Annotated in this window: 6 protein-coding genes and 2 pseudogenes; 6 read left to right on the top strand and 2 right to left on the bottom strand. The window is 38.9% G+C overall.

Annotation, left to right across the window (positions count from 1 at the left end; genetic code table 11):
• Both KO530_RS08300 and KO530_RS08295 read right to left on the bottom strand, forming a co-directional pair.
• A pseudogene (locus KO530_RS08300) lies at window positions 1–195 on the bottom strand (transposase); the annotation flags it as partial.
• Window positions 196–357: 162 nt separating this feature from the next.
• Window positions 358–1,551: an MFS transporter gene (locus tag KO530_RS08295; protein WP_216047957.1), complete on the bottom strand. Its 1,194-nt coding sequence runs from the start codon at window positions 1,549–1,551 to the stop codon at window positions 358–360.
• 747 nt (window positions 1,552–2,298) lie between these two features.
• On the opposite strand from KO530_RS08295, the gene KO530_RS08290 reads away from it, so the two are divergent.
• From KO530_RS08290 to KO530_RS08265, 6 genes and pseudogenes are all read left to right on the top strand, one after another.
• Window positions 2,299–2,859, top strand: a complete 561-nt coding sequence (locus KO530_RS08290; protein WP_216047956.1) for a hypothetical protein — start codon at window positions 2,299–2,301, stop codon at window positions 2,857–2,859.
• Window positions 2,795–4,192, top strand: coding sequence for a tetratricopeptide repeat-containing diguanylate cyclase (locus tag KO530_RS08285; RefSeq protein WP_216047955.1), 1,398 nt, complete (start codon window positions 2,795–2,797; stop codon window positions 4,190–4,192). The genes KO530_RS08290 and KO530_RS08285 overlap by 65 nt, the downstream gene beginning before the upstream one ends.
• A 497-nt stretch (window positions 4,193–4,689) precedes the next feature.
• Window positions 4,690–6,927, top strand: a pseudogene (locus KO530_RS22290) (YHYH protein).
• A 19-nt stretch (window positions 6,928–6,946) separates the two neighbouring features.
• On the top strand, window positions 6,947–7,477 hold the full coding sequence (locus KO530_RS08275) for a hypothetical protein (protein WP_216047954.1): 531 nt from the start codon (window positions 6,947–6,949) through the stop codon (window positions 7,475–7,477).
• 152 nt (window positions 7,478–7,629) lie between these two features.
• Window positions 7,630–9,090, top strand: a complete 1,461-nt coding sequence (locus KO530_RS08270) for an ATP-binding protein (protein ID WP_216047953.1) — start codon at window positions 7,630–7,632, stop codon at window positions 9,088–9,090.
• 5 nt (window positions 9,091–9,095) lie between these two features.
• A complete protein-coding gene (locus KO530_RS08265) occupies window positions 9,096–9,776 on the top strand; it encodes a response regulator (protein WP_216047952.1) in 681 nt (226 codons plus the stop codon).
• Window positions 9,777–10,107 lie beyond the last annotated feature (331 nt).

Below are 10,107 nucleotides of genomic sequence, written 5' to 3'. Positions count from 1 at the left end.
AAAGGCACAGACTTCAATAGCAAAGACAGTGGACAAAAACAGTAACCTATCTTCAACCCATTGACGGCGATGCTCGAAACTTTTTCCTGTAAATTTATCTTCCCCGCACAAATAAGCACGGCGTACACAGCGAGAAACGCAGTGGTAGTAAGGTGTATCTGTCAAACAGATTTGACGCTTCCTTGCTAAGGGCATTGTTCTTCCTTATAAACCTTATACCTATAGCTTAGTTGATAGTGTCAAAGTGCTAGTCTAGTTTGTGGCTGTCTAAAAGGTCGTCTAAAAGGTCGTAATTTTTGCAACTGGAGAGATTCAAGTGATGCACAGCAAGGAGCCGGAGCTCCTTTAATTAAGCATTTAACCCATTGCTGGTTGCATATCTCGGTTGCGCATTTGCATATAGCTTAATGCCCACATAATAAATCCGCCAAAGAAAAGCATTGCTGAGGCGTAGCCAACTTCATTAAAGCTGGCGCCTGACGCTAGCATTGCGCCACCCACCATAGGTCCAATTGCATTGGCAGTGTTAAAAGCACATTGCACCAGCGCACCTATCATTGCATGACCTTTCGGCGAGACGTCGAGTAACATCGACTGGATTACCGCGGCCAAGCCGACACTTGCGCCCAACAAAAATACGGTAATATATAACCACCAAATATTACTCGCTGCAAACACGTACATTAGGGAAATGCCAACACTGCAAAGCAATGCTATACCTGTGGTACTGATCGGAGCATGATCAGCCAATTTACTGATCAGCAAATTACCAATTGTCGTTCCTACACCAAACATCATCATCGCAATAGAAATGGTAATTAAAGGAGTTTGTGTGACGTTTATAATGGTATCCGCTAAATAAGTATAAATGCAGAATACACCACCGAAACCAACAAAAATAATACCGGAAATTGACCACACTAACTTATTTTTCAGAACGGCAAACTCTTCGCGTAATTTGCTTGGTTCTGTCACCGGACAGCTCGGTACTAACCAATAAATTAACACCAACGTAATTAACGCCAATACAGCAACAATCGCCATACAGACTCGCCAGCTCATCGACTGACCAATTAAGGTTGCCATAGGGACACCCACAATGGTCGCAATGGTCAGGCCGGCAAACACTTTTGCCATGTAACTTGCGCGTTTACCCTTCGGTGCCATGCTCGCGGCTATCAGCAATGCGGTACCAAAATAAGCTCCATGGGGTAGGCCAGAGAGCACTCGATAAACTATAAGCTCAGTTAGGCTCGATGCAACTGCACTCAAACCATTGCCAAGCAGAACCATAGCCACAAAAATAATCAGGGAAGTGCGACGATTCGTTCTATTGGTTAACAACATAAATAATGGTGCTCCAATTACCACACCAATTGCATACGCACTAATCACATTTCCAGCTTGTGAAGGCGAAACATTATACGAGTCGGCGATTAACGGGAGCATCGACATCGACGAAAACTCGGTCAGCCCTAATACAAATGAGCCAAGTGCCATTATCAGAATGGGCCAAACCGTTGCATCCTGATTAGATTGTGGAGCAGACATACATTACCTTTTTAGACTTAAGTGACTAAGATCACAAAACGAAATACAAAACCCTTCCTCGTTTATCGTAAAAATAATCGAGGTACCCAGGCCAGCTTAATTATTGTAGGGATATTAGAACCAATATAAGACTGATTTTGCTAACCGCAACAGTACTTAGAATTGATGAGATTTTTATTCTTTGATGACGATATTATACGCTAAGAAATATAGGTAATTCTATGCTCTAGCCCGCTTATTTATAAGGTTTTTTATGAACTAGATAAAAGCGTAAATCCTAGTGTACGATTTATTAATTTAATTCACGCTGCGTTTACAATGACTTGTACTGTTTTAACAAATTCGCACACTGAACAAAGTCAAAACAAATTGGGCGCAAACACAAAATACGAATTTTGATTTTTGATATTCGGTTCAATTCTTAAAAGTAAAAGCTGGTTACTAAGAGAACCAATTAATAATAATGGTCTTATTCAAACAGCTTTTACCTTAAGCTCGTCTAAAGCGACAAAGTGCTAGTCAATTTAATGGCTGTCATGTAAATTGTAGGTTATAAATTTGATCTATTTAGCCCCTTTACATCGTTAATAATCGACAAACTAACTCAGTTAATTAAATTAGAATTGCCGACGTTAAATAGGCGTAACTATTAATAATTCAAAAATATTAGTGTTGTTTGTTAGCGTTATGCTCATGCTTAACTAAAATTGCAGTTATTGACACGCTTTGTGTTAATAGAAGGGATATATGAAACATTACATTCGCTTGGTTTTAATTGGCATCTTTACTGTTGTTATATCAGCATATTCTCAAGCGCAAGTCATTGAGCGTTCAGAACAAGAAACTCTGATATACCTTTCCGATTTGGGTGATGACAAGCAGACGTCACCTATGGACACTATTCAAACTCTTGACCCCATAATATCCCAAAGCAAACAAAGAGGTTGGCGCAAGGTTTATCTTGAAGCGATAACATTAAAAATTGAAAAACTGGTAAATCTAGAGAGAATTTCGGAAGCTCAGGAGCAATTGGGTGAAGTTATTCCAGTTGCTCAAGAATTTGATAATGCAGTTATTCTAGTGCGCTTGGCGATAGCCGAGTTAAACGTTCTCGAAAGGCAGGGCTACTCAGAGGAACTAAACAATAAATATCGTTTTTTACTTACTCAAGCGGAAACAATTCAAAACGAGGACCTTATTGGACAAATTTATTTAGCCGCGGGAAGAATGAAAAGTCGAGTAGGTGATTATACTGAAGCCTTGGTTTCGTTGCGAAAAAGCCTACAATATTGCAGAAAAATTAAATGATCTTAGTTTTCTTGATGAGGTCTCAGGTGAATTAGGGACGGCGAACGTTCGACTGGAGAATTTTGAAGAAGGCATTGCCTATTATTTAAAATCACTTGAAATTTGTATTGAAAAAAATACGAGATTTGACCAATCAGTTATTTTGTACAATCTTGGAAAAGCCTACTTATTGAATGAGAACTTTTCTAAATCAAAAGAGATGTATGAAAAATCAATTATAATCAATAAAGAATTAAAAGATGATATCGGCCTAATGTGGTCAAAAAGAGGTCTTGCAGACCTTGCGATTAAGCAACATCATTGGTCTGAAGCGATAGAGTTGTATAATCAAACCGGCCCCTTTTTCGCAGCATTAGACGATAAAATGTCTGAATTTTGGTCTTACAATGGACTGACCGAAGCCTACATTGCGATTGAAGACATAGCTAAAGCGCAGACAAGTTTAGCGTCAAGTAAACGTCTCTTAAAGTTTTTTCCGACCTCAGATAATACCATCAGGTATCAGCAACTACTTGCAAATTTAGAAGCGTTAAAGGGAAATTATAAAACCGCCTTCGAGCTGACAAAAGACAATATTGAAATAATTAAAAAAGATCATTTTCAAAAGAAAAAGCAAGAAGTCGAAAGACAGAGAATTCAACTGGACTCCGAATTGAAAGAAACCGAAAACCGACTTCTTACAGAGAAAAACGAACGTCAAGAATACAAAATTGAACAACAAAACAAACAGCAAAAGCTATGGTATTTGGTGATTTTCATAATTGCCATCTCACTAATTATCGTCACGTATACTCTTTACAAACAAGTACAACTTAGAGATAGCTTTAAGACGATGGCGCTTAGAGATCATTTAACCCGCTGTCCAAACAGACGCGCTATTTTAGAGTATGCCAACAGTTGTTTCAGCGAGCCTGTATCAGAAGGGAAATCGCTAATCATAGCCCTAATCGATTTGGATAACTTCAAAAAATTTAATGATACATATGGCCATGATGTTGGTGATAATGTGCTAATCGCCTTTTCTAAAGCATGCAAAATGTCTATGCGTGATGATGTTAAATATGGCAAGTATGGACGTTATGGTGGTGAAGAATGGCTGATCGTTTTGCCTAATTGCACCAAACCAGTGGCTGAGAATATTTTTGCGCGTATCAAACATAATTTTTCCAGTGCAGAGATTGATGGAGTACCTAAAGAGCAGAATGTTACATTCAGTGCTGGGGTGCAACAGCTTGATAAAGGGAAACATAAAAACGTGGCAAGTATGATTTCTGCAACCGATAACAAACTTTACACAGCAAAAGAACATGGAAAAGATAAGATCGTATTTTAATCAGTACATCAATCTCGGTTATTAAAAAACAAAATGTGTATGGTACAGTTTAGGTGTTGATTGCAATTTGATTAAGCCGGTCAGAAACTCCAACGTCCGCTTACTTTTAGACGTCAACATTTATAGTTTTTTTAGTTAACAACCTTTTCTAGTCAAGTTGTTAAATCTTCCAATAATTTTCTCCATCACGCCAGCTATCGGCACTTATATCCAGCGCTTAACCGATTGATCAAATAGGGTCCTCTTATTATGCCTGTCCAGTAATTTTCCACGTAACTTTATGCCTGTCCTGTAATTTCGTTATGCCTGTCCAGTAATTTCATTTCGTTATGCCTGTCCAGTAATTTCACGCAGTAATTTCCCTGAGCCGCTATTTTTCACATCACATAGTTTGAATGTATTTAAAATCCGTTCGTACATATTTGCCCCACATTTGATTGTTAAGCTACTGATAATAAATTTCTGTGCTTAATTGAAACTTCTTGGGGAGTTAAATAATGAAAAATATCTGGTCGATTTTAATCGTTACTGTATGTGGCTTGTCGCTGAGCGCTTGTCATAGTGATAGTCGTCAATCACAACAGCAGTCCAATGTAAGTGAGTTTGTGTTAACCAGTGCTGATATGGTGGATGGCGGTAATTTACCCTTTACTTATACTTGTGATGGAGAAAGTGTGAATCCGCCATTAAGTTGGAGTGGTGCCCCAGAGTCCACCCAGTCATATGCACTAATAATGCATCATAATGCGCCAGATGGTGTGCATTGGTATTGGACTATGTACAACATCAATTCTGATGTAACACAAGTTAAGAGTAATGAAACACTTGGCTTATTGGGTACTAACAGTGTCAATGACCTGAACGCCTATGCTCCACCTTGTTCAAAAGGCCCTGGAAAGAAAAGCTACACCTATACAATTTATGCTTTATCTGCGCCAGTAAGTTTAAATGAAAATACAAAAGTAGACCGCGCGACACTTTTAGCAGCTATGCAGAATATTACCTTAGCATCTGCACAGTTAACTGTTAGTTACGAGCGCAGCAATAGAAATACCCAACGACTTGGCGCGAATTTGAGCCCCGCCGAGGCGCAAAGAGCAAAACCTAGCACTGAACATGAACTAACACCTGCACCATTTATTCGACCTGATTTGTCTGTCAATATTGATTCTACTCGCTGTCAAACAATTCAACAGTCTGTCAGAGATGCGGGGTTTGACAACGAGGTTGCGGTTATTTGTGATGAAGAGTATGCCTACGTTGTGTCTTCGACTTATCCTCAGCACGAGATGATGACAGGTATTACCGGTACCAATGAGCAAATTCCAGTACCAGCGCAACAATATGCCGCACCTATTAAACTTGAACCTAAAAAGGCGAAACAACTAACGACTATCGACGCCGCTGTCGGCGTAGCTGTAAATGGAGTGCCTATTTACGATTATTCATCGCAAGGAGAATTAGATGTAACTCAATACGATGCAAAACACGACACTTTTGCACTAGGGCAACTTGATATCTGCGGTGGTCATGCTGGAAGAGGTGATGACTACCACTATCATGTCGCACCTACTTGCATGCTCGAGACTATGAAAAATCAGGATGCGGATGCAATCATTGGTTGGGCGTACGATGGTTATCCACTGTATGGTGATACAAATCCAGATGGCAGTGAAATCGCCGAAGGTGACTTAGATGTGTGAAATGGCCAAGCAGATGATAATTTTGGTTATCGCTATCAAACCTCAGCGACACCCCCTTATATTATTCAATGTTTAGTCGGCGAGGTTGATACCACAAAATTGCCTAGAGTTGCTCCGCTAAGTGGTGATATACAAGGTATTAGAGCCGATCTTCGGCCACCGACTGGTGGTGTTCAAAACCTCATTTACACTGAATCTGAAGATGGCAGCCGCACTATGGCGTATTCATACCAAGGTAAAGACTATTTTACGACCTACAGTCCATCAACTCAGGGGGATGGCTGCTACGACTTTACTCAAAAGACTATTAGTAATGGCGGAAAAATTGAGCAAGGCTCATTTTGTCGAAGCGCTGATCAAAGAGATGATAAACCTCGGCCTTCAAATAAATCGAAATTAACAACAATTGAGTCAGTTAACCCAAAGATTTCAGGTGAGCACCATTTTAAATTAGAAGCCTGGGCGGATAATTGGTTTGCCGCTTATGTTGATGACAATCTGCTGATTGAGGATTCAGTGCCTATTACAACTGAACGCTCGTTTAATGCTGAGAGTATTACCTTTTCTACTGACTATCCTATCCAGCTTAATTTAATCCTCAAAGACTTTAAGCAGAACGATTCAGGTTTAGAGTATATCGGAGCTAAAAATCAGCAAATGGGGGACGGCGGATTTATCATGCAGATAACCGATACCGATACGAATGAAATCGTTTCGGTTACCGATAGTAGTTGGAAATGTGAGGTTCTTCATCGAGCCCCTCTTAATAAGTTATGCGAGCAAGAAGCGAACCCTATTGCTGGTCAAGGATATTGCACCTTTATGTCAAAAGATGCTCCTAATAATTGGTTGGACGCTGATTTTGATGACTCATCCTGGCCAAATGCGACTGAGCATAGTGCCGCATCTGTAGGTCCAAAAGACGGTTATGATGAAATAAACTGGGATAAAAATGCACAAATAATTTGGGGTGATGATCTTGAAACCGACAACACCTTAATTTGTCGTTCAACTATTCAACAACCCAAATAGTGGCGTAAAAGGATTAAATATGTCTGTATTTAAAAAATTGAAATATGCTAAATCCATTTGTTTATTAACCTACATTTTAATGAGTGTTGGCACGCCTTTAAGCGCCCATGTTTTAAATGAGACAACGGCACAAGTTGTTTTACGAGATGGCCAAGTTGAGGTGAAAGTACACACCGATATTGAGCATTTAATTTCGGCATTAAAAAGCGATCAAGCATGGTTGTTAGGTGATATTGATACGCTAATGCCCGAAAATTTAAACGCTAGTCAACAACAAGCGTTTATTGCTAACGCACTCAAACAAAAAATGAACCTAATAGTAAATGGTGAATTGATTATTTTTGAAACTGCAACTTTCGATAATAATAGTGAGCTTGATAAGAGTAGGGTTCACGATAGAGAAATAGTCTTTCAAGCACGACATAGTTTTGCGCAAGTGTCTGAGCTTTCTATTTCTTTTCATAAAAGTTTAGGTGCAGTGCATACCAGTGTTGTTAAACCACAATATAAATTACTCGGTGCAGGTGAAACAGCCCACATTGTATTTTAGAATTGAGTCTATCGAATGAGGCTTACTTAACAAGGAATTTAAGTAAGCAAAACGTTCTCAAATATAGGTTAGTAGCTTAATTGTAGCCAAATAGTCAGTATGCAATACTGCAACACAAGCATGAAATTAAGATCTCAACGATTAGAGAGTCGATGAAGTTAATACACAAGTTCTTTTTAGCCTTTTTCATCACAAATATTACCCTCGTTGGGTTGATGTTCGTGTTTATATATATGAACTTTGCGGCTGAGTTTAATCGCTTTGTTGAGCAAGAAGAACAAAAGCATGTTGTTGAAGTAAAACAACAACTCGTGCAATTTTATACACAATTAGGTAATTGGGAGCCTATAAGTCAGAATGCTGAGTTATGGCGTTCTATCGTTGATCCTAAAAACAATCCAAGTGGCGCTAACGGCAAACATCAAAATAAGCACGAGATTACCCCTAGCGTCTATACCGAACAAAATATTAACGAGAAAAAATCACCCTCGTTATTATGGTCAAATCTTCCAGCTGATTTACTGCAAACTGGCAGACGGATTAGCTTATATGACCAAAATGAAAATGTCGTTGTTGGTCGTGCTAAATTAACCGAAAATCCGCGTGTAGAGCCAATTCTATTAAATAATAACATTATAGGCTGGGTAGGCTTAGTACCTTCTAGTTTAGTTGAAAATAGCTCGGTAAATGCCTTTTTGTCAGCCCAATTTAATAGCTATTTTACTATTACGCTTTGCGTTATTTTACTCGCTTTTATTATGGCTATTGTTTTATCTAAACATTTAACTAAGCCGATAAATCAGATTGTCGTTGGCACCAACGAGCTTAAAAAAGGTAATTACGAAAGTAGGATTTCAGCTCTTACTCAGGATGAATTAGGAACTTTATCGAATAATTTTAATGAGTTAGCTTACACTCTAGAACACAATCAACAAATGCGCTTCCAATGGGTTTCAGATACCTCTCATGAATTGAGAACTCCACTTACTGTGTTGCGCTCCCATTTATTAGCCGTGCAAGATGGGGTGTTTAATGCTGACGCTAGTCGTATTAAATTATTGATTAATCAGGTGGATAATTTAAATCGAATTGTGGATGACCTTGCCCAATTAGCCAACAGTGATACGGTTAATCTAACTTACAATGACGTGGCCGTTGATGTCATCGACGTACTACAACAAACGTTTGAAAGTTATACCGCACGCTTTCAGAAACACAATTTAACGGTTAATAGTGACGCTTTGAATAATGCACAGCCTTGCATTGTAAATGGCGACAAAGACCGGTTACAGCAATTATTTTCAAACTTATTAGAAAACACTTGTCGATACACCCATGATGGTGGACAGGTGAATATAATAATCCACAGAATAGAGAACAAGCTTGAGGTGATTTTACAAGATTCAGCTCCTGGAGTTTCATCTAAAGATCAAACTAAATTATTCGATCGTTTTTATCGTGTGGAAAAATCTCGAAATAGAAATTATGGAGGCTCAGGTTTAGGTTTATCGTTGTGTAAAAAAATAGTTGAAGCCCATGGAGGGGATATTTCGTTGCAAGATTCACCTTTCGGTGGCTTGGAAGTAAAAGTAACAATCCCAGTGGTAGGTTAAATCCAATGACAACTCCCAAAATTCTGATTATTGAAGATGAAGAAAATATTGCTGAGGTACTGATCGCCTACTGCAAGCAACAAGGCTACGCCACTGAGCACTTTGACCGAGGCAGTGGCGTGGTCAACTTCGTAAAGCATACTCATGTTGACTTTATACTGCTGGACTTAATGCTGCCAGAAGTCGATGGCATTACCATTTGTAAAGAAATAAGAAAGTTCTCGAATGTGCCAATAATTATGATAACCGCCAAAATCGAAGAAGTAGATCGCTTACGCGGATTAAACCTCGGTGCTGATGACTATATCTGCAAACCCTTTAGCCCCAAAGAAATTATTGCCAGAATACAGGCCGTCTTAAGAAGAGTTGCGCCGCCTAAAACCAATGTGATTCAGCAATCCGGTTTTGAGCTCTATAAAGATGATTTTGTTGCTTTATTCAAAGGGAATGACATCGGTTTTACCGCCGTGGAATTCAAAATCTTCCTGCTTTTTATAAGCCACGTAGGTCGTGTATTTACTCGCGAAGATATTATTAACAAAATCTATAATCACTCCTCAGATATGTCAGACCGCAATATTGATACGCATATCAAAAATATACGCAAAAAAATAAATGAAATTGAAGCTGGATTAAACCCTATTTCAGCAGTTTATGGCGTGGGTTATAAATTTAAGGGGGAGTAGTATGACGTGGATATGACGTGGACAGGCATCTTTTATGGTAGTTAAAATTGAAACCCATAATTTTTACTGGAGTCTGATGAAAAGTATGAACGTTGTATGACGTGGACAGGCATCTTTTATGGTAGTTAAAATTGAACCCCATAATTTTTACTGGAGTCTGATGAAAAGTATGAATGCGTTCGTAATTTAGGTAAATACCTATACAATCATCGGTTTCTGGGAAATGGGCGCTATTGAGCTGAATTTAGTGTAGGTTGAGGCCTGTCTCTTGTGCAAAGAAACAATTGAAATGAAAAGCGGCTTTAGTGGAATCGTTAGCCTACAGAATTTT

It is taken from the genome of Aliiglaciecola lipolytica (assembly GCF_018860635.1).
Lineage (GTDB): Bacteria > Pseudomonadota > Gammaproteobacteria > Enterobacterales > Alteromonadaceae > Aliiglaciecola > Aliiglaciecola lipolytica_A.
This window is presented reverse-complemented; position numbering and strand designations above follow the sequence as displayed.

Bases quoted from the DNA above. Each gene is read 5' to 3' on its own strand.
- KO530_RS08295 (WP_216047957.1), bottom strand. From the start codon at position 1,551: ATGTCTGCTCCACAATCTAATCAGGATGCAACGGTTTGGCCCATTCTG.
- KO530_RS08290 (WP_216047956.1), top strand. From the start codon at position 2,299: ATGAAACATTACATTCGCTTGGTTTTAATTGGCATCTTTACTGTTGTT.
- KO530_RS08275 (WP_216047954.1), top strand. From the start codon at position 6,947: ATGTCTGTATTTAAAAAATTGAAATATGCTAAATCCATTTGTTTATTA.
- KO530_RS08270 (WP_216047953.1), top strand. From the start codon at position 7,630: ATGAAGTTAATACACAAGTTCTTTTTAGCCTTTTTCATCACAAATATT.
- KO530_RS08265 (WP_216047952.1), top strand. From the start codon at position 9,096: ATGACAACTCCCAAAATTCTGATTATTGAAGATGAAGAAAATATTGCT.